Annotated in this window: 22 protein-coding genes; all 22 read right to left on the reverse strand. The window is 27.8% G+C overall.

Annotated features, from left to right (window positions below):
• The 22 genes from nrdR to ATCC9714_RS13680 all read right to left on the reverse strand — a co-directional run bounded on the left by nrdR (nucleotide 1) and on the right by ATCC9714_RS13680 (nucleotide 22,075).
• Complete coding sequence (gene nrdR / locus ATCC9714_RS13575) at nucleotides 1–456, reverse strand: transcriptional regulator NrdR (RefSeq protein ID WP_021129243.1); 456 nt, start codon at nucleotides 454–456, stop codon at nucleotides 1–3.
• A 27-nt stretch (nucleotides 457–483) separates the two neighbouring features.
• Entirely contained in the window at nucleotides 484–747 is a 264-nt protein-coding gene (locus ATCC9714_RS13580) for a YlmC/YmxH family sporulation protein (RefSeq protein WP_021123018.1), read from the reverse strand.
• 70 nt (nucleotides 748–817) lie between these two features.
• On the reverse strand, nucleotides 818–2,503 hold the full coding sequence (locus tag ATCC9714_RS13585; protein ID WP_054631022.1) for a bifunctional diguanylate cyclase/phosphohydrolase: 1,686 nt from the start codon (nucleotides 2,501–2,503) through the stop codon (nucleotides 818–820).
• A 63-nt stretch (nucleotides 2,504–2,566) separates the two neighbouring features.
• Complete coding sequence (locus ATCC9714_RS13590; RefSeq protein WP_021123021.1) at nucleotides 2,567–2,686, reverse strand: cyclic lactone autoinducer peptide; 120 nt, start codon at nucleotides 2,684–2,686, stop codon at nucleotides 2,567–2,569.
• A 2-nt stretch (nucleotides 2,687–2,688) separates the two neighbouring features.
• A complete protein-coding gene (locus ATCC9714_RS13595) occupies nucleotides 2,689–3,351 on the reverse strand; it encodes an accessory gene regulator ArgB-like protein (RefSeq protein WP_021123022.1) in 663 nt (220 codons plus the stop codon).
• Between the two features lie 10 nt (nucleotides 3,352–3,361).
• On the reverse strand, nucleotides 3,362–3,748 hold the full coding sequence (locus tag ATCC9714_RS13600; protein WP_130624434.1) for a hypothetical protein: 387 nt from the start codon (nucleotides 3,746–3,748) through the stop codon (nucleotides 3,362–3,364).
• A gap of 200 nt (nucleotides 3,749–3,948) precedes the next feature.
• Nucleotides 3,949–4,722 carry an RNA polymerase sporulation sigma factor SigG gene (gene sigG, locus ATCC9714_RS13605; RefSeq protein WP_021129247.1) on the reverse strand — a complete coding sequence of 258 codons (774 nt, stop codon included), beginning with the start codon at nucleotides 4,720–4,722 and terminating at the stop codon, nucleotides 3,949–3,951.
• A gap of 89 nt (nucleotides 4,723–4,811) precedes the next feature.
• Nucleotides 4,812–5,543, reverse strand: coding sequence for an RNA polymerase sporulation sigma factor SigE (gene sigE, locus ATCC9714_RS13610; RefSeq protein WP_054631023.1), 732 nt, complete (start codon nucleotides 5,541–5,543; stop codon nucleotides 4,812–4,814).
• A 20-nt stretch (nucleotides 5,544–5,563) separates the two neighbouring features.
• Nucleotides 5,564–6,406, reverse strand: coding sequence for a sigma-E processing peptidase SpoIIGA (locus tag ATCC9714_RS13615; RefSeq protein WP_077065722.1), 843 nt, complete (start codon nucleotides 6,404–6,406; stop codon nucleotides 5,564–5,566).
• A gap of 128 nt (nucleotides 6,407–6,534) precedes the next feature.
• Entirely contained in the window at nucleotides 6,535–7,710 is a 1,176-nt protein-coding gene (ftsZ, locus tag ATCC9714_RS13620) for a cell division protein FtsZ (RefSeq protein WP_021129250.1), read from the reverse strand.
• A 754-nt stretch (nucleotides 7,711–8,464) separates the two neighbouring features.
• Nucleotides 8,465–9,205, reverse strand: coding sequence for a cell division protein FtsQ/DivIB (locus ATCC9714_RS13625; protein ID WP_057545427.1), 741 nt, complete (start codon nucleotides 9,203–9,205; stop codon nucleotides 8,465–8,467).
• 181 nt (nucleotides 9,206–9,386) lie between these two features.
• Nucleotides 9,387–10,640 (reverse strand): UDP-N-acetylglucosamine 1-carboxyvinyltransferase, encoded by a 1,254-nt coding sequence (gene murA, locus ATCC9714_RS13630; RefSeq protein ID WP_057545426.1) that lies wholly within the window; start codon nucleotides 10,638–10,640, stop codon nucleotides 9,387–9,389.
• 84 nt (nucleotides 10,641–10,724) lie between these two features.
• A complete protein-coding gene (gene murG, locus ATCC9714_RS13635; protein WP_057545425.1) occupies nucleotides 10,725–11,933 on the reverse strand; it encodes an undecaprenyldiphospho-muramoylpentapeptide beta-N-acetylglucosaminyltransferase in 1,209 nt (402 codons plus the stop codon).
• 16 nt (nucleotides 11,934–11,949) lie between these two features.
• Entirely contained in the window at nucleotides 11,950–13,080 is a 1,131-nt protein-coding gene (ftsW, locus tag ATCC9714_RS13640) for a putative lipid II flippase FtsW (protein ID WP_077065721.1), read from the reverse strand.
• A 31-nt stretch (nucleotides 13,081–13,111) separates the two neighbouring features.
• Nucleotides 13,112–14,470, reverse strand: coding sequence for a UDP-N-acetylmuramoyl-L-alanine--D-glutamate ligase (gene murD, locus ATCC9714_RS13645; RefSeq protein WP_057536802.1), 1,359 nt, complete (start codon nucleotides 14,468–14,470; stop codon nucleotides 13,112–13,114).
• 18 nt (nucleotides 14,471–14,488) lie between these two features.
• Nucleotides 14,489–15,454 carry a phospho-N-acetylmuramoyl-pentapeptide-transferase gene (gene mraY, locus ATCC9714_RS13650; protein WP_101509230.1) on the reverse strand — a complete coding sequence of 322 codons (966 nt, stop codon included), beginning with the start codon at nucleotides 15,452–15,454 and terminating at the stop codon, nucleotides 14,489–14,491.
• Nucleotides 15,455–15,493: 39 nt separating this feature from the next.
• Nucleotides 15,494–16,867: a UDP-N-acetylmuramoyl-tripeptide--D-alanyl-D-alanine ligase gene (locus tag ATCC9714_RS13655; RefSeq protein ID WP_055340205.1), complete on the reverse strand. Its 1,374-nt coding sequence runs from the start codon at nucleotides 16,865–16,867 to the stop codon at nucleotides 15,494–15,496.
• Nucleotides 16,868–17,116: 249 nt separating this feature from the next.
• On the reverse strand, nucleotides 17,117–19,096 hold the full coding sequence (locus ATCC9714_RS13660) for a stage V sporulation protein D (protein ID WP_021129258.1): 1,980 nt from the start codon (nucleotides 19,094–19,096) through the stop codon (nucleotides 17,117–17,119).
• Between the two features lie 12 nt (nucleotides 19,097–19,108).
• Nucleotides 19,109–19,465: a cell division protein FtsL gene (gene ftsL / locus ATCC9714_RS13665; protein WP_021129259.1), complete on the reverse strand. Its 357-nt coding sequence runs from the start codon at nucleotides 19,463–19,465 to the stop codon at nucleotides 19,109–19,111.
• Nucleotides 19,466–19,592: 127 nt separating this feature from the next.
• Nucleotides 19,593–20,528: a 16S rRNA (cytosine(1402)-N(4))-methyltransferase RsmH gene (gene rsmH, locus ATCC9714_RS13670; protein WP_021129260.1), complete on the reverse strand. Its 936-nt coding sequence runs from the start codon at nucleotides 20,526–20,528 to the stop codon at nucleotides 19,593–19,595.
• 13 nt (nucleotides 20,529–20,541) lie between these two features.
• A complete protein-coding gene (gene lgt / locus ATCC9714_RS13675) occupies nucleotides 20,542–21,285 on the reverse strand; it encodes a prolipoprotein diacylglyceryl transferase (protein WP_057545424.1) in 744 nt (247 codons plus the stop codon).
• Nucleotides 21,286–21,295: 10 nt separating this feature from the next.
• A complete protein-coding gene (locus ATCC9714_RS13680) occupies nucleotides 21,296–22,075 on the reverse strand; it encodes a tyrosine-protein phosphatase (RefSeq protein ID WP_057545423.1) in 780 nt (259 codons plus the stop codon).
• Between the last annotated feature and the right edge of the window lie 8 nt (nucleotides 22,076–22,083).

Below are 22,083 nucleotides of genomic sequence, written 5' to 3' on the forward strand. Positions count from 1 at the left end.
TTATCTCTTCTCCATTAGTATATTTTTTAATTCTTTTACAAATGTATTTATATCTTTAAATTGTCTATATACAGAAGCAAATCTAACGTATGAAACTTCATCCATATCTTTTAACTTATCCATTACCATTTCCCCAATTTTTTTACTTTCAATTTCAGATATATAACTTCTATTAATATCATTTTCTATGTATAAAACTATTTCTTCTACTTGCTCTATAGAAATAGGCCTTTTCTCTGAAGATTTTAATATACCATTTTTTATTTTATTTCTATCAAAGCTTTCTCTACTATTATCTTTTTTTATAACCATTATTGGTGTAAATTCTATCTTTTCATATGTTGTAAATCTTTTTTTACATGATTCACACTCTCTTCTTCTTCTTATAGATTGACCATCTGTATGTCTTGAATCTATTACTTTTGATTCTTTATAATTGCAGTAAGGACATAACACGTCTATCCCTCCTTTTCATTCTGTCTTTTATATATTAAACTCATCTAAACTATGATCTTGACCTTGGTTAACTATAATAGTATCACAACCTATTTTTATTATATCATTCCAAAAAACTACTTGTCCTTCAGAACCTCTAGAAAAAAAGTTCATACTTCCATCACCTATAATTGTAAATGATACTATTTTACCTTCATTTATATCCATATCTATATCGGTAATAAATCCCATTCTTTTACCATTTTTAACATTTATTACTTCTTTATCCATTATATCAGAAATTCTAATCATATTATAATCTACCTCCTCTTAAAAATAAATATGTACAAGAATAAAAAAAAATGACCATCTTGGCCATTTTTTAATTATTTTTTAATTCAATCATTTTTACAAACTGTTCTACTAATTCAGGATCGAATTGAATTCCAGCACATCTTCGCAATTCCTTTATTGCATCATAATGCCCTCTTCTAAAATTATATGGCCTATGAGATGTCATAGCGTCAAAACTATCTGCTATAGATATTATCCGTGCCAAATATGGAATTTCTTCTCCTGACAATTTATCTGGATATCCACTTCCATCATATCTCTCATGATGATGTTTAATAAGCGGTAACAGTTCTTCAAATGCTTTTATATGTTTTACTAAATTAACCCCTAGTATAGGATGCTGCCTTAAAAGTTCATATTCTGAATCTGTAAGCTTTTCTTTTTTATTTAATATTTCTTCCGGAATTTCTATTTTACCCATATCATGAAGATATGCAGCTAACTTTAAGTTTAATTTATCTTTTTCATTTAATCCTAAGTAATTTGCAAACCATCCTAAATATATTACAACTCTTTCAGTGTGTCCATATGTGTATCTATCTTTTTTATTAATCATATTTATAAATCTTTTTAAAGATTTAGTAGTTTCCTCATCAATATATATATGATCTGCAATTTCTTCGAGTACACTATAATATACCTCTACTCTGTTTTTATTTAATGATTTAGCTCTATATAAAGCATCGTCTGCTGTATTTATAAATTGATGTTTATTGCTCGCTCTTAATGGATAAGAAGATACTCCTATAGACATAGTTATATTATGATTTGGTTGACTTTCTTGTCCATAGAAATAAGTTTCCTCTATACTTGTTCGAATTCTTTCTCCAACCTTTATGGCGCCCTCTTCTGTTGTATCTGGGAGTATCACTGCAAATTCTTCTCCTCCATATCTAGCTACAACGTCATTTTCTCTTACATTAGACTTTAAAATATATCCAACTTCCTTTAAAACCACATCCCCAGCCTGATGCCCATTTATATCATTATAATTTTTAAAGTAATCAATATCCATAAATAGTAATGAGACACAAGTGTTTTTTTCATCTGCTTCACTCATAGTATTTTCTAAATGCTCTTGAAAGTATCTATGATTATATAATCCCGTCAGTTCATCTATGTTTGCTAATTTTTGTAATTCCTTACTATGTTCTTTTTCTATATTTACATACATACCTAATATCCAGGATGTAACTAAAAAAGCACTAGCAATAACTATATCTATTTGAAAATATCTAATCAACAATTCTTTATAGTGAAAGCTAAATAAGCTTGTAGTGTCAATAGATATTATATCTACTAAAAATACCAATACCGAACATATAATAGAAACATATATGGCATAATTTCTTCCAAACTGTATAGATGATATTATTATTATAAACACATATAAAAATTTATATGGGCTACTTTCTTTTCCAGTAGCTACTATTATAACTGTGCATATAAGCATAAGAAGTATAGTTTCAATATTATCTCTTAATTTAGGTTTATCATTTATTATTTTATAATGTTTTTTAGACAACCATATAAAATAAACTATTATAAGAGATATAATAGCAGCTGTATATATACTAGCTACAACATAATTAAGATGATTTACAGCTTTATATGAGCTTATCATTGCAACAATTCCTAAAAGTATATATATAACTTTAATTATTGCTAATATCTCAAAAACTTTTTGATTCCTAGTGCTTTCAAATTCTTTCATCACTACCACCTATTTTATCTCTTAATTAATAAACCATAAGGAAAAATCCTCATGGTTTATTAATTAATTATCTCTTTTTGATTTTGGCATTTCTGGTTCAAAGAATATAAATGAGCACATAGTGCTTGCTCCATTACCTAAAGCTAATGCAAAATCAGAAAATAAATTTGTTAAAAAGTTCATAATTAAATCCCCCTAATTATATTATATTTAAGAATACTATCTAATTTTAAGATAGTAGATTCTCCCACTTTAGTTAATCCAATACATTGAAGTAAAACCCCAAATTCTATGCAGTAAGCAAAAATAAGATTATTATAACCTATAATTTTGTAATTAATAAGTACTATAATAAATAGTATTAATAAATAGTATATAAGTAATAATCTAAATAACTGCTTTCTAAGTTTCTTTCTTGTACTCTCCTTGTTTAGAGGTTTATTTTTATTTCCCATAGGAGCTTTTTTATAAAAAATAAAACTACATAAAGATAAATTTATTAATGTAAATATATAAAATATAGATAAGTTACTTATACTGTTTAGCCATAGGCATATATATGTAAAAATTAATGAGGTTATAATTCCAATTATTAAACATCTGTTTGCAGATGTAGCATGAACTCCACCTGAACACCTTTTTAAAGATGCGGCCACTATAGATATCAATACAACTTCTTTTAGTCTCCCTATGATAACACCTACTATTAATGTTAATATTATCGCTAAAAGTGTATGCATTGCCATAAATAATCCATAATTCATAACTTCTATTTCATCTTCATCTTTATTTGTAATTCTTCCTAACTTACTAGAAATATTATATGAAACCTTTTCTAAAACTGACATATTTTATCCCCTATTTATAAAATTTGTATATTTTGTTTGTTAACATTTTTATAATTAAAACTAAAATAAAAAATATTAAAAGTGACGGAAGCGTTAACATTGCACTTACAATTTTAGTATTATCTGTTAACAATTTCAAAGGTATTCCCATTACATCATTAGCCATTACCATATATATTCCTTCACTCATCGCTAAGCAAATAAAAATTTTAGATATTGTTAATATAGTATTTATTATGTCTTGTCCTTTTAACCTATAAAGTATAGTCCCTAATACAAACATACTTAAAACCGTATGTATTCCAAAATTTATTGGTAGTACTCTTATTAATGTCAGAATAATTAAATATAAAATAGATTTTTTTAAAATATCTATTTTATCTAATTTAATATTCATTAGAATATAACTCGATATAATTAACAATATGCATTCTGGTAGACTCCTTATTATAATATAAGATAATGATGAGTTTAGCATCTAAATCTCCTTCTTTTATTAAATATTCCACATAAATTATATCACTATTTACATTTTTTTACAATTGATATCCATTCCCATTATATAAAAAATGCAAAAGCATATAAGCTTTTGCATTTTTATATATATTTCCTCATATTTTTTAAGGCATTTTTTTCTATTCTAGAAACTTGAGCTTGAGAAATCCCAATTTCATCTGCCACCTCAATTTGAGTTCTTCCCTTGTAAAATCTCAAATCTAATACTAATTTTTCTCTCCCATTTAATTTTTTTATAGCTTCTTTTAAAGCTATTTCTTGTAACCAATTTTCATCTGTATCTTTTTTGTCCTGAACCTGATCCATTACAAAAATAGCATCTCCATTATCTTGATAAACAGGATCAAACAAAGATATTGGATCTTGTATGGCATCTAAAGCCATTACTACATCCTCTACTTCTAACTCTAACTCTTTAGCTATTTCAGATACTGTTGGTTCTTTTGAATTAGATCTTACTAGTCTCTCTCTAACTTGAAGAGCTTTGTATGCAATATCTTTCAAAGATCTACTTACTCTTATAGGGTTATTGTCTCTTAGATATCTTCTTATCTCACCTATAATCATAGGGACTGCATAAGTTGAAAATCTTACATTTTGACTTAAGTCAAAATTATCAATTGCTTTTATTAGTCCTATACAACCTATTTGAAATAAATCATCAATATTTTCCCCTCTATTGTTAAATTTTTGAATTACACTTAAAACCAATCTTAAATTTCCTCTCACAAATTCTTGTCTGGCAACTTCATCTCCATTTTTTATTTTGATAAGAAGTTCTGTCATTTGATTATTTTTAAGAATCGGTAACTCAGAGGTATTTACTCCACAGATTTCAACTTTATTTATTTGCATTTTTCTCAGTCCTCTCTTAAAAAGTATTTCTTATACAATTATTTACACCTGGTGTATTTTTATACTTTTTAAGAAGAATTATTTACTTGTTAAACAAATTTTTTCATTTCCTTCTTTAATCTAGAAATTATTTTTTTCTCTAATCTAGATATATAAGATTGAGATATACCCAACATAGTAGCTACTTCTTTTTGAGTTCTTTCATCTCCTTTACTAGACAACCCAAATCTCAATTCCATAATTTGCTTTTCTCTATCTGAAAGTATATCTAAAGCCATAACTAATAAGTCTTTATCTATTTCTTCTTCTATAACCTTATATATCTCATCATTATCTGTTCCCAATATATCAGATAACAAAAGTTCATTTCCATCTAAATCAACATTTAATGGCTCATCAAATGAAACTTCAGACTTTTTCTTATTATTTTTTCTAAGATACATAAGAATTTCATTTTCTATACATCTTGATGCATATGTAGCTAATTTTATATTTTTATTTAGTTTAAATGTGTTTACAGCTTTAATAAGTCCAATAGTTCCTATAGATATTAAATCTTCAACATCTATCCCTGTATTTTCAAATTTTCTAGATATATAAACAACTAACCTAAGATTCCTTTCTATTAATATAGTTTTTACACTTTCATCATTTTCTAGTTTTTGTAAAAGCTCTGCCTCCTCCTTACTTGTAAGTGGTGGAGGCAAAACATTTACACCTCCTAGATAATATAACCCCTTAACTTTTGCTAGTCCCAATTTATTAAGAACCTTAATGAAACCAGCTAAAAATCTAGCCTTTAATCGTACTAATATTTTCAATAAACTCTCCCCCTTTGAATTTATGTATTAACCAATAACTGAGGATTTAGTATAGCACTATATCCTTCTTCTTTAAAATTAGAAAGTCCTAATATAACATTAGGTAATTTTTTACCATCAATATCAATATAATCTGACTTTATTCCTAAAACTAAATTTTCATCATTTATTTGTCTAACAGGTATCATCCTTATCCTATAGGAAATACTCTCATCAACATGGGATATAATATCGTTAATAGTGTTTATATTTATATTTGTAAAGTCTAATAATTGGAATTCTTTAGGCAAAATATCATATAATTTATTAGCACTTATAATAACGACTTCCTCTTGACTAATTGGGTCCTTTAGTAAGTTACCAGTGTCAATCAGTGCTTTAAGTTCTATTTCATTTTTATTTATACAAACTTTAATATTTTTTTTCATAGAATTTATGTATTTTAATTCCTTTATATCTCTATAAATAAATTTTAAAATTATTCCACTTATATATGACACAATTATTGTAAAAGAAATAGTTATATGAGTAATTCCCGTAAAATATATTATAAAAAAAGAACTACCAGCTATAAATATATTTACAAAGTAAAATACAAGTAAAATACGTATATACTCCTTAATATTATTATGACTAAAGCTTATACTAGAAACTATTAATATAGTTAAAACTTTCATTGGGAATGTAAACATTACATCTAAGTTAGGAACTAAATATGCAATGGCATAGATCATACCAATTACAGCTCCAGTCCACTTTTTTTTACTGCTCGTATAATTTTTAGTTAAAATTGAAGTGCAACTTATTATAATATAATTTACTATCAAATTTTCAATTGCATAATACTCAACATACAATTTCATCCCCCCACTTAAACATTTAACTATATTATAGTTTAGGACTCGAGAGTTTTATGTCATAATTGATAGTCGAATTATAATTTATTTTTTCTCTAATTAAACAAAAAATCGCAAAAAAAAAGAAGATATTATTATCTTCTTCTTCTTAGAAATGTTGGTATTTCCATATCGTCATTTTCTATATACGAAGAACTTGCATTTTGCTTAGCTTCTGGCTCTTCTTCTTTTTTCACTTCTTGCATAACTGGTCTTTGAACTTCTCTATTCATATTATTATTTATATGTGATTGTTGAAACCCTTGATTTTGGTTCATATTATTATTATTTCTATTAAAATCTAATTCCATATCTTGCCCATCTTCAAATCCAGTAGCTATAACTGTTATGACAAGATCATCTTTTAAATCTTCTTTTATTGTAGCCCCAAAGATTATATTTGCTTCTGAATCACAAGATTCTTGAACTAATGTAGATGCTTCATTTATTTCAAATAATCCTAGATTAGCCCCACCTGTTATGTTAAGTAAAACACCTTTGGCTCCTTTTATAGATGTTTCTAGAAGTGGTGATTGTATAGCTTGTGTTGCCGCTTCTATAGCTCTATTTTCACCTTGAGCTTTACCCATTCCCATATGAGCTAATCCCTTTTCTTTCATTATAGACTGAACATCCGCAAAGTCTAAGTTTATTAATCCAGGAGCAGCTATAAGATCTGATATAGATTCTATACCTTGCTTTAGTACATCATCAGCTATAGAAAATGCTTCTAACATAGATGTATTTTTCTGTACTATTTGTAATAATCTATCATTAGGTATAGTTATTAGAGTATCAACTTTTGTTTTTAAGTCTTTTATACCTTGCTCTGCATTTTTCATTCTTACTTTACCTTCAAATGCAAAAGGCTTTGTTACAACACCTACAGTAAGTATACCCATTTCTTTAGCTAACTGAGCAACTACCGGAGCAGCTCCTGTTCCAGTTCCTCCGCCCATTCCTGCAGTTACAAATACCATATCCGCACCTTCAAGAACTTTTATTATTTCTTCTTTACTTTCTTCTGCAGATTTTTTACCAACTTCTGGGTTAGCTCCTGCACCTAATCCTCTAGTAAGCTTTTCGCCCACTTGAATCTTGTACTCAGCTTTAGATGTGTATAAAGCTTGTTTATCTGTGTTAACAGCTATGAATTCAACACCTTTAAGTTGCGCTTCAACCATTCTATTGACAGCGTTGTTTCCACCGCCACCTACGCCTATTACTTTGATTTTTGCAAAGTTATCCATTTCTACGTCAAAGTTTAGCATCTATAAACCTCCTTATTTAATGTTCAAAGTAAATCTATGTATTAATTATATCATTTTATATTAGCATTTTGTTAATATTTAACTAAGTTATTCCACAAAAAAGTTCAATTTCCTCTTTTTTTATATGATAAATTAGATAATATATATATCATTATAATCCAAAATATGTCATTTAATCTTAATATACATATCAATACTCCAACTAAATCTATAAATCTAACTTAATTTATCATAATGAGAAGTTTAAACTATTCTAAAAATAAAATTATATCTTCAGATATTATTTTTATAAAATACTTTGTAGCTAATATTACTACTGCCATATATAAAGATTAGTATGCAAAGTAAGTTTTATTTCTATAATAACTATAGTTATTTACTTTAACATAATTCTCTAACTATTCATATCATAAATATTCACCTTCTATATTTTACTTTGAAACATATGCATTATTCAAGTTTTTTTATGTATCTTTTTGTAACAATTTATAAATATATTAACATTTTTAAGCATTGAAAAAAATATTATATACTTATATTCATATATATTAATCTAGAATCATTTAAATTGATTTATTTATATCATGCGTATTTCTTAGATTATTTAGAGTGTTATTTAATTAAAATTTGATATCATTCTTTAGTGAAATGCCTTCATGATATTTTTACAGACTTCTACGCATACTTATTAATATACCCATCTAAAAATCAATTTAACTAGTAATTCTTTCTTTATTGGTTTTTATATATTATATCAAGGTAAATATGTCGCTTGTTTATCATTAAGTAAATCAAGTTCTCCATCTTTTGATTTTTCTGACTTCAAATTAATTAAAATTTCATTTAGCCTATTTATATTATATTCTATATTAGAGTCTAATTTTAATTTAACTCTTATTCCATCCTTAGTCTTAATGTTAATAAAGTTTTTATTAATATCTATAGTTTTAAGTTCCCTTATCATATTATTTTTCTTTAATGACTTTAGCATTAAAATAAAATATTTTTCAGAAGTAGATTTTTCTATTTTTATTTTTTCTTTTAATCTATATTCCTTTATTTTTAAACCGCTTATAATTGGAATATTTTTATTTTCAATTTTCGATTTTTCAGACAAAATCAATCCATCACTTTGTATATATAGATACTTTTTATCTAAATTTATAATAAAATCTTCTGTATTTTCTTTTATATTTATAATTAATTGATTAGGAATTTTTCTTTTTACTTCTACGTATTTTATATATGGATTAGATTTTATATTTTCTTCAATATCTTTTAAATTGTATTGGAATAAATTTTTACCCACACCTATAGAAGTTAATTTCTTTATTTGATTTGTATTCAACTTTTCATTTCCATTTACCTCTATATTTTTTAGTTCAAAAAAGCTACTACTAATAAAAATATATATAAATAAAATTACTAAAAAAATAAAAGCATATATAGTTATTTTTCCTCTTTTATTTAGCTTATATCTACTAGTTCTTTTCATATTTCACCCCTTTTCAATTCAAATTTAGTTTTAAATCGTCATATATATAAAATACTACTTTTCTTTGTCATTTCCTTTTGTTTTGTTTATATTCAATATTTTAAAATAAAATAAAGGCTTCAATTCACTATAGATTAAATCCATAGCAAATTGAAGCCCTTATTTTTAGTCTAAATTTTCATTAAACTTTCTTTATATTAGCTCCAAGTTTTTTTAAAACTAACTCTATATCTTCATAACCTCTTTCAATATAGTTTATATTATTTATTTCAGTTTTCCCATCAGCAATTAAGCCAGCTAATACTAAAGCTGCGCCTCCTCTTAAATCCATAGCCTCTACATTTTTTCCCACTAATCTTTTTACTCCATGGATTTGACAAACATTATCTGATAGCTTAATTATTTTTGCTCCCATTTTATTTAATTCATTACAATGCATAAATCTATTCTCAAAAATAGATTCCTCTATTAGACTAATCCCATTACTTAGACATAATAATGTCATAATTTGAGATTGCATATCAGTAGGAAAGCCTGGATGAGGACTAGTTTTTATACTTTTAATAGGAAGTATTGTCTTTGGAGCTTTTATAATTAATCCATTATCCCTATATTCAATATTACAATTTGCTTCCCTTAGCTTTTCTACTATAGGATCCATGTGGTCTTTAATAACATTATCCACTTCTAACTCTCCACCTGTGATAGCACTTGCTATCATATATGTCCCTATAGCTATTCTATCAGGAATTATTTTATGTTTTACTGATTTTAATTTGTCAACACCTTCAACTATAATTCTACCAGTTCCTGCTCCTTTTATTTTCGCTCCCATTTTATTTAAAAAATTTTGTAAATCTTCTATTTCAGGTTCTCTAGCAGCATTATTTATAATAGTCATACCCTGTGCTTTTGCGGCTGCTAATATTGCATTTTCTGTAGCTCCAACACTTGGGAATGTCAAGTTTATAGTATTTCCTACTAATTTATCCCTATTACAGTGTATATATCCATCAGCTTCTATTACCTTTACTCCCAGTTTTTCTAATGACTTTAAATGCAAATCAATTGGTCTTGCTCCAATTGAACATCCACCTGGATAGCTTATGCTTATACTATTAAATCTCCCTATCATAGCTCCCATTACAATAATTGATGATCTTAGCATCTTCATGTATTCTTCCCTAACATTTGTACTATTTATGTTAGAGCTATCTATATAGACAGTAGAACCTTTATATTCAATCCTACATCCAATACTTTTTAATATATCTATCATGACATGAACATCTGATATATTAGGTATATTTTCAATTATACTTTCTGATTCATTTAATATTGATGCTGCCATTATAGGTAATACAGAGTTTTTAGCTCCTCTTATTGATAGCCTTCCTTCTACCTTATTACCTCCATTGATTATATATTTTGACAAAACTATCCCCCCTAGTAGCAAGTATTTAAGGCTAAAATATAACTTACTTATATTTTTAATACTATGTCCTAGAGGGGAAATATGTTACTTTTTATTTTTTATTCCGATTGTTTTAACTTGTTTTTCTTCATTTTCCTGTGTATCTATCTTTTTAACTTGTTCATCACTTAAACTTTTACTTTTTTTGTTATTTCTGTTATAAACTTCCATAACTTCCTTGTATATTATATCTATTGCTTCCGGCTTTCCTATTTCTTTACTTGCATTAGACATATCTAATAATAGATCTCTATCTCCTAATAATTTATATACTGTTTCATTTAAAGTTTCAGGAGTAAGATTTTTTTCTAGTATAGCTATACCAGCCCCTTTACTCTCTACACTCTTAGCATTGTACTCTTGATGATTTTCAGCAGTATATGCTTTAGGTATTATTATAGATGGTTTACCTAGAGCTGTAATTTCAGCTAAAGATATTGCTCCTGCACTTCCTATAACAATATCACAAGCAGCCAATGCTGTAGCCATATCTTCTAGATACGGTACTACTTTTTGATAAGGTTTCAGATCTAAGTCATTTATATCATTAATAAATCCATCATAGAAGTTCTTTCCTGTAGCATATATAAATGCTATATCATCATTTACTAGGTTTCTTATAACTAATTTCATAGAATCATTAATTTTTCTTGATCCCCCACTACCCCCGTAGCATAAAACCATTTTTTTATCTTCTTGTATTCCAAGTTTTCTTCTTGAAACACTTTTTTTAGATATAAGGATTTCTTTTCTAACAGGATTTCCTGTAAGAACTAGTTTACTTCTAGTTTCTTCTGGAAATCTTTCATGTGAATCTTCAAAACTAGTTAATACCTTTGTAACCATTTTTGCTAATATTTTATTTGTTACTCCAGGGAATGAATTTTGCTCATGAACTATAGTTGGAACTTTACTCATAGATGAGTTAAACAGTACCGGTCCACTAACATATCCCCCTGTTCCAATAACCACATCAGGCTTAAACTTTTTAACAATTTTTCTTGATTGTTCTAGTCCTTTAAATAGTTTAAATACTCTTTTTACATTTTCAAAATCTATTTTTCTTTTAAATCCCTGTACAGTAACTGTTTTTAATTCATATCCATACTTAGGAACAATTTCAGATTCTATACCTTTTTCAGTTCCCACAAATATGATTTCTGCTTCTGGATTTTCTTCTTTTATTTTATTTGCGATGGCTATGGCAGGATATACATGTCCTCCCGTTCCACCACCAGATAATAAAATTTTCATTTCTCTCATCTCCTGTCTAGTTCATTTTTACATGTTTAGAGACATTAAGTACTATCCCAATAGCAGCCATGAATATTATAAGCGATGTCCCACCATAACTTATAAAAGGTAGTGCTACACCTGTAACAGGCATTGATGACGTTGCAACTGCAATATTTAAAGCTGCTTGAATACCAATTTGACCACCTATACCCACAACTAACATACATGAAAATACATCAGGACATCTAATTGCAATTCTTATACATCTATACACTAAAAATACAAATAGCATAATGACTATAGCACATCCTATAAGACCCAATTCTTCTCCAATTATAGCAAATATAAAGTCATTTTGAGGTTCAGGTATGTAAAAATATTTTTGTCTACTCTTTCCTAATCCTAGTCCAAATAGACCCCCAGATCCAAGTGCATACAGTCCTTGTATAACTTGATATCCAGCTCCCAAAGGATCTTTAAATGGATCTAAAAAAGAAGTAACACGTGCAAGTCTATATGGTGCTGCTAAAACCATAGCTCCAAACAACGCAATTCCTGCTCCAAACATTGCATATACAATTTTCATATCCATACCTGCAACAAATATCATTACAAATGTAACTAATATTACTGTACCTGCCGTAGATAGATTGGGTTGTAATATGATTAAAGCGAAGAAAATACTTGGTATTATAAGAAGTGGTATAATCCCTTTTGTTAAAGATTTAATCTTATCATATTTTAATTCGATTAATTTGGCAGTAATTATTATAGTTGAAAACTTAGCCAATTCTGCTGGTTGAATTGTCAATCCTCCAAATCCAAGCCACCTTTGAGCTCCATTTAAAGATGTTCCTAGAGGTGATAAAACTAACAATAGTAATATCACAACAACAATACCTAGCTTTCTAGAGTTTTTATACCAAAATCTATAATCAATTTTAGATGTAAAAATCATTACAATAAATCCTAATATTGCATATATTAAATTTCTTTTTAAAAAATAATAGGAATCATCTAGTTTAAATGTAGATTGTATAAAACTAGCACTAAAAACCATTATGATTCCTATAAATACTAACAACATAGTTGTATAAAATACAACATTATCAAAATCAGTTTTAATCCCCCTACTAACACGTTTCTTTCTTATCTCTTTAGGCATTAATTAGACCTACCTCCATTCCCAGTATATATTATAAATTATATATATTTTCTTTGAAGTCTAATCCTCTCGCCTCGAAGTTTGGATACATATCCCAACTTGCACAAGCTGGTGATAATAAAACTACATCTCCTGATTGAGCTAATTTGTATGCCGTTTTTACAGCTTCCTTCATATCAGAAACTCTAAAAATATTGTTCATACCTTGTAATTTTGCTGTTTGCTCAATTTTATCTGCTGTTTCTCCTAATAATACTATTGCTTTTACATTTTTAGTTGCATAGCTAATCATTTCTGTAAAATCACTTTGCTTATCTTTTCCTCCAGCAATTAAAACTATAGGCTTATCATAAGATGTTATAGCTTTTATAGTTGAATCAGGGTTTGTTCCTTTTGAATCATTAACAAACATAATTCCATCTTTGTCTGTAACAAATTCTAATCTATGTTCAACGCTTTTAAAAGTCTTTAATGTATCTTTTATAATTTCTAAATCAATACCTAATACATAAGACATTAAAATAGCTGCCATACAGTTTTCTAAGTTGTGATTTCCTGGTAAACTTAATTCATCTTTATTTAATAATTTTATTTCTTTATCATTAACTTTTATAACGATGTTGTTATTATCATCTAAGTATGCTCCTTGGCTTACTTTTTCTTTTTGTGAGAAGTATAAAACTTTAGCATTAGTTTTATTTCCTAATTCTCTAACTATTTCATCATCATAATTTAATATACAAAAATCATTTGCATCTTGATTTTTAAATATATTGGCCTTTGCATTTATATAGTTTTCCATAGTGTGATGTCTATTTAAATGATCTTCCGTTATATTTATAATAGTACTAACTCTAGGCTTAAAATCCTCTATACTTTCTAATTGAAAACTACTTAATTCTGTTATAAGAAAAGAATTCTCATCTGTTAAATCAACAGTATCAATAACTGGATTTCCTATATTTCCAACTATATATGAATCTTTTGAAGCCTTTTTAAATATTTCTCCAACTAAACTTGTAGTTGTAGTCTTTCCATTTGTTCCTGTTATACCAACAAATGTAGGATTTTTAGATAGCTTATATGCTAATTCAACTTCTCCAATTATATTTATATTTTCAGATTGTAATTTTTTTATAAATGGTAAATCTAATGGAACTCCCGGAGATACTATAGTTAAATCTATATTACTTATATCTTCAAGATGATGTCCTAAGATATACTCAACGCTATCTAAATTTTCAATTTGTTTTATTATATCTTTTAATTGGTCTTTAGACTTAATATCATTTACTATAATTTTTGCACCTAATTTATCTAATTTTTTTATAGTAGATACTCCAGTCTTTGCCAGTCCTACAAGTAAGACAATTTTATTATTTAAGTCCATGGTTCTTACCCCCGTAAATTAGAATACTGCTATTATACCTATCCAAGCTAAAACTATAGATGTTATCCAAAATACAAATATAACCTTAGTCTCAGGCCATCCACATTGTTCAAAATGATGATGTATTGGTGCCATTTTAAATATTCTTTTCTTTCTTAATTTATAAGATCCAACTTGAAGTATAACTGAAATTGCTTCTGCAAAATATATACCTCCAACAATAGGTATTATAAGAACATTATTTGTTAGTACTGCAAATGATATCACAGCACCTCCTAGAGCCATAGACCCTGTATCTCCCATAAATACTCTTGCTGGATATGAGTTAAACCCTAAAAATCCTATACAAGCTCCTACAGTAGCCGCTGCTAATATAGCTACATCTGTATTACCATAGCTAGTTGCAACTAGCATAAAGAATGCAGAAACTATAACAGTTATTCCTGATGCTAAACCATCAAGTCCATCTGTTAAGTTAACTGCATTTACTGTTCCAAGTATTATAAATACCATAACAGGAACATATAATGCACCTAAATTAAATGTAATATTTGTAAAAGGTATTATAAATTGAGTAGCACTTGGTGAATTAGTATATTGGTAATATGCTAATAATGTAGCTAATGCAACTTGTAATAATAACTTTTGATATGCTTTTAATCCTAATGATCTTTTAAACTTTATTTTTAAGAAATCATCTACAAATCCTACAAATCCAAATCCAACTATACATAAAAGTCCCATAGTCATATCTGAGCTTATTTTCATTCTTGTAAGAATTGTTATTAATATTGCTACTATCATCATTATTCCACCCATTGTAGGTGTTCCATTTTTTTGTAAGTGTGTTTGTGGTCCGTCATCTCTTACCGTCTGTCCGAATTTAAATTTAGTTAACATCGGTATAAATATCGGACCTAGTATTATTACTATAAGAAATGAAATCATCGATGTATACGTAAGTTCTGTTATTCCTAACATAATATAACTCCTCTCCCTTGTTGGCTATTTCTTTAATGTTATTTACCTATTTAAATATTGTACTATATTTTCTAGTTGCATACCTCTAGAAGCTTTAACTAAGATCACATCATCCTTAACTATTATATCATTTAATTTTTTAATTGCCGTCTCTTTATTAGAAAAATGATGTATATTTAATTTATTAAATCCTAGTTTGTTAGCTTCATCTCCTATATGTCTAGAGTTTTCACCTATTGTAACTAATACATCTACATTATCGATTGCATATCCTCCTACAAGCCTATGGCCATATTCCGAGTGTTCTCCCATTTCAAACATATCTCCAAGTATTGCAACTCTTCTGTTTTTATATCTACCTAATATATCCAGTGCAGCTTTCATAGAATCAGGACTAGCATTATAAGCATCATTTATTATTGTTATGCCATCTTTTTTTATTATGTCAAGTCTCATCTTACTAGCTTTGAAATTCTTTAATCCAGCTTTTATATCGCTTAAATCCATGCCTAAACTTAACCCTACTAAGATAGATGCCATAGCATTATATATATTATGCTTTCCTACTGTTGGTATAAAAATTTCTTCTTCTTTACCATTTATAAAACATTTAAAGTTTAAGCTTTCCTCTCCAATTGAATAATCTAAACAGTAAATATCATTATTTTTGTTAAATCCAAAAGTTTTTAATTCATATCCAAGTTCATCATTACATACCTTTTTTAAATATTCATCGTCACCATTTATAATTAAAGTATTAGACTTGTCAAAATTCGAAGTGATTTCTAATTTTGCTTTTAATATGCCTTCTTGAGATCCTAGGTTTTCTATATGTGATAGGCCTATATTTGATATCACTCCTATTTTAGGATTTACTATATTTGCTAAATATTCAATTTCATTAAAGTGAGACATTCCCATTTCTATTATTGCACATTCATGGTTTGAGTTTAAATTAAATAAAGTAAGTGGTACTCCTATATGATTATTGAAGTTTCCTTCATTTTTTAATGTATTGAATTTAGTAGATATAGCTGAGTATATCATATCTTTAGTTGTAGTTTTTCCTACACTTCCAGTTACTCCTATGTATGGTATATTAAATTTTTCTTTATAAAATTTAGCTATATCTCCAAGTGCTTTTGTAGTATCATCTACTTCTATTAAATTTATATCCGAACTTTCAAATTTTATGCCATTACTTTTATTTTTTATAAAAGTTTTACATCCATTTTCAAGTGCTGATTGAATAAATTTATGTCCATCTAAATTTTCACCTATTATAGCTATGAAGGCATCACCTTCATTAGCAGCTCTACTGTCTATAACTATTTTTTTGATTTCATCTAATTCATTTCCATTTACTAATGTACCATTAGATGCCACTACTAGTTCTTTTATGGATAAAGATTCCATACTTAAACCTCCTTCTAAATAAGTCTACTAAAACATTATAAATCTTTTTGATACGTTCATCATCTATATTTATAATATTTTAATATGTAATTTTATAGAATATCAAATATTTTACACTTTTGTAAACCTTTAAAATCCTAATAAAGAGCAATGTACATAGTACTATGTACATTGCTCTTTTAAACTATTAACTAATTAATTATATACTATATATTAAATTTTTTGAAGTTATTTATTATATATCAAACTTTAGTTTTCTGTATATATAACTATTCCTGAATCTACTGAAACTTCTGCTCCAGGTTTTGGGAATATATCTACCACCTTAGCTGTTCCTTTAATTTCTGTATCTACATCTTGAATTGGCTTTAGTTTATTTTCTTCTAAAACCTTAATCGCATCTTCAACACTAAGATCTATAATATTAGGAACTTTAACTTTTTCTTTTTCATACTCCTGTTTTTCCTCTTCGCTATATTTTGGTTCAACTCCTAAATATTTTAAAGAATCATTCATTATTTCTTTTACTATAGGTCCTGCTGTTGTACTACCAAATGCACTAACTCCTGTAGGTTCATCAACTATAGCCAAAACTACAATTTGCGGATCATCACATGGAGCAATACCCACAAATGAACATATATATTTACCTTGTGCATATTTACCATCGATAACTTTTTGAGCAGTTCCTGTTTTACCTCCTATTCTATAACCTGGTATGTAAGCTGCTTTACCTGAACCTTCACTAACAACTGACTCAGCTATTTCCATCATTTTATTTGAAGTATCTTCTGATATAACCTGTCTAACTACTTTTGGTTTTATACTTTCTGTTACATTTCCTTGATTATCTACTAACTCTTTTACAACTCTAGGTTGCATAAGTTTTCCATCATTTGCTATAGCACCTATGGCACTTATTAATTGCATTGGAGTAACAGATATTGATTGACCAAAAGATATAGTAGCCAATTCCACAGGCCCAACATTTTTTTCATTGTATAAAATTCCTTTAGCTTCTCCAGGTAAATCTAACTTTGTAGTATCCATAAATCCAAATCCTTCAATGTAGTCATACATCTTAGATACTCCAAGTCTACTTCCTAGCTCCACAAATACAGGGTTACAAGAATTTTGAACCCCTTGTTTAAATTCTTGTGCTCCATGAGGTTTATAGTGTCTCCAACATTTAATTTTTCTTCCTCCAACCATTACACTCCCTGTACAGTTAAACTTCTCACCTTCCTTAATAACACCTTCTTCTAGTGCCGCTGAAGATGTTATTAATTTAAATGTTGATCCAGGTTCATATGTATCACTAACTGCAGGATTTCTCCACATAGAAAAATATCCTTTTATTTTATCTTTGTCTCCATAACCCTCTAACTCTTCTTCATAGTATGGATATATAGGAGTTCTTGAATTGTTAGGATCATAGTCAGGTTTAGATGCCATAGATAATACATCTCCAGTCTTAGGATCTATAGCTATTGCAGTTACTCTTTTTGCATTATTTAATTCATAAGCTTTTTGAACTGCTTTTTCTGTATAGTGTTGTATAACTTCATCTATAGTTAAAACTAAACCGTTTCCTTGAACTGGCTCATAATATTTTTCCATTCCATGAGGTATTTCTCTTCCTGATGCATCGGTACTAACAATAAGCCTTCCTGATTTTCCCTTTAAGTGTTTATCATATTGCATTTCAACTCCTGCTATTCCTGTAGCATCATCTGAAGTATGTCCTAGTACATAAGATGCAAAATTTCCATATGGATAATATCTTTGATTATCTTCAGCTACCCATATTCCTGGTAATTTAGCCTCTCTTATTTTTTCAGCAGTTTCATCATCTATCCATCTTTTAACTTTCACTAGCGCCATATTTTTCTTTTTTAATAACTTTAAAACCTCTTCATGTTCTTCGTCTATTAGATTAGATATTACTTTAGCAGCTTTTTCTTTATCTTTTACTTCCACAGGTTTTGCCCATATAGTATACTTTGTTACACTTACTGCTAATTCTTTCATATTTTTATCATATATAGTTCCCCTTTTAGGTTCTATAGGTATATCCCTAGTTTGTTGGTCTAGAGCTTTAGCTGTTAACCAATCTCCCTTTACGATTTGTAAATATCCAGTCCTAAATATAAGCATAAAAAATACACAACATGCCATTATTAAAACTGCTACTAATCGTTTTTTACTTATCCTCTTAATTTTACTCAAGTAACTCTCCCCCTACTTATTTACTTCTATGTATCTTATTTGACTTTCCTTTGGATAATTCATACCTAGTTTTTCATTAGCTTTTTTCTCTATATCTTTGCTTGTAGTCAGTATATCTACTTCAACTTTTATATTATCTTTTTCTATATTTTTTTTGTGTAACTCAGATTCTAGTTTACCTATTTCATACTTCAATTTAGATATTTCACTATAACCGTACATGCAACCAGATATAATAATGAAAATAAAAAGTAAACACCCTACCTTAATTGATAACTTGATTATTTTTTTTAATAGCTTTCTTTTATAATTATTCTTTTTATTTAATCTATATTCATTTATCTCTTTTATTTTTTTATTTCTTTTCATAATATATAACTCCTTAAATTTTTATAGTTATATATTATATTTAACCTTTTAATACAGCTTCCTTTTAAGTTTTGATACAAAATTAATGCAATAAAAAACAAAAAAGTCTAAGCTTTCACTTAGACTTTTATATTCTTTCAGCAACCCTCAATTTAGCACTTCTTGATCTTGGGTTTTCCTCTACCTCTTCAGTTGTTGGTAATATAGGTTTTCTAGTTATAACTTTTACCAATGCTTCTTTATCACACTGACATATTGGTAAATACGATGGACATATACAATCTGTTGCTAAATCTTTAAATTCTTTCTTTACAATTCTATCTTCTAATGAGTGGAATGTTATTATACATATTCTTCCACCTTCATTTAGCATTTGAGCTGCATCATCTATCATATTTGTTATAACACCTAACTCATTATTAACCTCTATTCTTATAGCTTGGAAAGTCCTTTTTGCAGGATGTGGACCATCTATTCTAGCTTTTTTCGGGATAGCTTTTTTTATTATATCAACTAACTCACCAGTAGTTTCTATACTTTTTTCTTTTCTTTCTTCAACTATAAATTTAGCAATACGCTTTGCCCAGTTATCTTCTCCATAATCTTTTATAATTTTAGCTAACTCTTCTTCACTATAAGTATTTACAACATCATGTGCCGAGAAAGAACATCTCACATCCATCCTCATATCTAATGGTGCATCTTGCATATAAGAAAATCCTCTATCGGCTTCATCTAATTGATGAGAAGATACTCCTAAATCTGCAAGTACTCCATCAATTTTATAAATTCCTAGATTCTCTAATTCTTCTTTTAAGTTTTCAAAATTACTATGAACAAATTTTACTCTATCACTATACTCACTTAGTCTTTCTCTTGCAGTATTTATTGCATTTATATCTTGATCAAATCCAATAAATAATCCATCTTTAGATAATTTTTTTACAATCTCTTTTGAATGGCCAGCTCCACCCATTGTACAGTCTACATATACACCGTCTGGTTTTATATTTAAATTATCAATGCATTCATTTAATAGCACTGATACGTGATGAAATTCCATATTTTATCGCTCCTTAATTTTGTCTATTTGTTTTACTTTTCTTTGATAAGTATATATGGGCTATTAATCCACCTATTACTCCTACTAAACTTATAACTTGAGCCATTCTAAGCGGTCCTATCATAAGGCTGTCAGTTCTAAGTCCTTCTATGAAAAATCTACCAAGAGAATATAGTATAGCATATAAAACTATAATTTGACCTTCATATGATTTCTTTTTTCTAAACATCCATAAAAATACAAATATACCAAAATCCCATATTGATTCATATAAGAAAGTGGGATGAACCTTAACTCCATCTACCATTATTCCCCAAGGTAAATTTGTCGGTCCTCCATGAGCTTCTTTATTTATAAAGTTTCCCCATCTTCCTATAGCTTGTGCTAAAGGCATACCTATAATTACAGTATCTGCTAATTTAAAGAAATTTATTTTCTTATATCTTGAAAATAAATATCCAGCTAAAACTCCACCTATTAAAGCTCCATGTATAGCCATTCCTCCACCTCTAAAATTAAATACTTGTGATGGATTGCTAGCATAATACTCCCAGTTAAATATGACATAGTACAATCTTGCACATATTAATCCTACCGGTATGGCAATTATAGCTAAGTCTAGTATATTGTCTTCTTTTATTTCTACTCTTTTAGCTTCTTTCAAAGCTATTAACGTTCCTAAAATCATACCTATAGCCATAAGTATTCCATACCACATTACATCTATTCCGAATATAGTAAACGCAACTCTATCCATAAATTAATACCTACCTTTTAAATAATCTTTTTAGAAAACTCTTTTTCTTTTCATACATACTAGGGATTTCAATTTCCAATTCAGTATTTTCAATTATAACCTTTTGATTTTCTAAAAATAATTTTTCAGCCAATTCCATACTGTATTTTTGAGATACATATTCATATGCCTCTTTTATTAATGGCCTTCTTCTGGTACTACTATGTGCATCTGTAGCTATGAAATGAATCATTTTATTTTTCAAAAGAATATCACTAGTTTTTTGTGCTTCAGTTCCATTTTTACCAGTTATGCTAGAGGCGTTTACTTGTATTAAAGCTCCTTCATTTATACAATCGTAAATTAAATTAGGATTTTCTTGAACTTTTGGATATCTTTCCACATGAGCCAATACAGGTATATAACCTCTTAATTTTATTTCATAAACTATATCAACTAGATTTTTAGGAAAATTATTTGGAGAAAACTCAATAAGTAAATATCTACTACTGTTTAAAGAGTAAAAATCTAGGTTTTCAAAATTTTCAAATAAATCTTCTGTATAATATAGTTCATTTCCCAAAATTATATTTAAATCTATTCCTTCAACTTTTAAAGCCTTGTTGAAGTCATTAAGAACTTTATTTAACTCTTTTCCTTTTTTATATTTAAAATCAGGATGATAGTGAGATGTATTTATTATCGTCCTTATTCCTTCATCGTAAGCTATTTTTGCCATTTCTATTGATTCAGATAAATTCTCAGATCCATCATCAACTCCAGGCAGTATATGGCAGTGTATATCTATCATGTAATAAT

The organism is Paraclostridium sordellii, assembly GCF_000953675.1.
Taxonomy (GTDB): Bacteria; Bacillota; Clostridia; order Peptostreptococcales; family Peptostreptococcaceae; genus Paraclostridium; species Paraclostridium sordellii.

Bases quoted from the DNA above. Each gene is read 5' to 3' on its own strand.
- lgt (WP_057545424.1), bottom strand. From the start codon at position 21,285: ATGGATAGAGTTGCGTTTACTATATTCGGAATAGATGTAATGTGGTAT.
- ATCC9714_RS13615 (WP_077065722.1), bottom strand. From the start codon at position 6,406: ATGAAATTGTATGTTGAGTATTATGCAATTGAAAATTTGATAGTAAAT.
- ftsZ (WP_021129250.1), bottom strand. From the start codon at position 7,710: ATGCTAAACTTTGACGTAGAAATGGATAACTTTGCAAAAATCAAAGTA.
- ATCC9714_RS13585 (WP_054631022.1), bottom strand. From the start codon at position 2,503: ATGAAAGAATTTGAAAGCACTAGGAATCAAAAAGTTTTTGAGATATTA.
- ATCC9714_RS13600 (WP_130624434.1), bottom strand. From the start codon at position 3,748: ATGAATATTAAATTAGATAAAATAGATATTTTAAAAAAATCTATTTTA.
- sigG (WP_021129247.1), bottom strand. From the start codon at position 4,722: ATGCAAATAAATAAAGTTGAAATCTGTGGAGTAAATACCTCTGAGTTA.
- rsmH (WP_021129260.1), bottom strand. From the start codon at position 20,528: ATGGAATTTCATCACGTATCAGTGCTATTAAATGAATGCATTGATAAT.
- ATCC9714_RS13590 (WP_021123021.1), bottom strand. From the start codon at position 2,686: ATGAACTTTTTAACAAATTTATTTTCTGATTTTGCATTAGCTTTAGGT.
- ftsW (WP_077065721.1), bottom strand. From the start codon at position 13,080: ATGCCTAAAGAGATAAGAAAGAAACGTGTTAGTAGGGGGATTAAAACT.
- ATCC9714_RS13595 (WP_021123022.1), bottom strand. From the start codon at position 3,351: ATGTCAGTTTTAGAAAAGGTTTCATATAATATTTCTAGTAAGTTAGGA.
- murG (WP_057545425.1), bottom strand. From the start codon at position 11,933: ATGAAAATTTTATTATCTGGTGGTGGAACGGGAGGACATGTATATCCT.
- ATCC9714_RS13655 (WP_055340205.1), bottom strand. From the start codon at position 16,867: ATGGAATCTTTATCCATAAAAGAACTAGTAGTGGCATCTAATGGTACA.
- ATCC9714_RS13680 (WP_057545423.1), bottom strand. From the start codon at position 22,075: ATGATAGATATACACTGCCATATACTGCCTGGAGTTGATGATGGATCT.
- ATCC9714_RS13625 (WP_057545427.1), bottom strand. From the start codon at position 9,205: ATGAAAAGAACTAGTAGATATAAGCTAAATAAAAGAGGAAAAATAACT.
- murD (WP_057536802.1), bottom strand. From the start codon at position 14,470: ATGGACTTAAATAATAAAATTGTCTTACTTGTAGGACTGGCAAAGACT.
- ATCC9714_RS13580 (WP_021123018.1), bottom strand. From the start codon at position 747: ATGATTAGAATTTCTGATATAATGGATAAAGAAGTAATAAATGTTAAA.
- ftsL (WP_021129259.1), bottom strand. From the start codon at position 19,465: ATGAAAAGAAATAAAAAAATAAAAGAGATAAATGAATATAGATTAAAT.